The sequence below is a fragment of the Mesorhizobium sp. M1D.F.Ca.ET.231.01.1.1 genome (assembly GCF_003999155.2).
Classification (GTDB): domain Bacteria; phylum Pseudomonadota; class Alphaproteobacteria; order Rhizobiales; family Rhizobiaceae; genus Mesorhizobium.
The window spans coordinates 1-449 of the sequence record NZ_RZOZ02000058.1; the positions used below are offsets into that span (position 1 = coordinate 1).

The following is a 449-nucleotide window of genomic DNA, read 5'->3' on the forward strand; positions in this document are numbered from 1 at the left end:
GCTGAACACGGTGAAGTGCGCTGCCAGCGCCGCGGCAAGCGGGCGGCTCGGACCCATGCCGCGGGAACAGAGCGCGCCATCGACGAGAATGAGCGGATGGCCTTTTCCCTGACGTTCGTAGGCGATCGGCGTGCCGTCGGCCGAAATCGCCGTTTGAGTTCCTGGCGCGTCGGCAGAGAGTGCGCGGCCTGCCGTCGGCGCGTCACGGTCCCGCGATGTTTGCACGGCCTGTTGCATGGGGCACTCCACAATTTGTCTCGACGGAACTTTGGTCAGTTGTCATTCAGGCGGAGGCCCAGCCGCGTCCTGCAGCGAGGCCAGCCGACTGATCTCGCGCTCAAGCCTGGCGAAGCTTTGCATCCAACCGCCGCGCACACCCAGCCCCAGCAGCCGCTCCCGGTCGGCGGCTCTTGCAAACATCACCTCGAATCGGACATGGGTTCTCGCGC

1 pseudogene is annotated in these 449 nt (G+C 66.1%); it reads right to left on the bottom strand.

Features of this window, described 5'->3' with window-relative positions:
• A pseudogene (locus EN874_RS34700) lies at positions 1 to 237 on the bottom strand (hypothetical protein); the annotation flags it as partial.
• Positions 238 to 449: the final 212 nt, after the last annotated feature.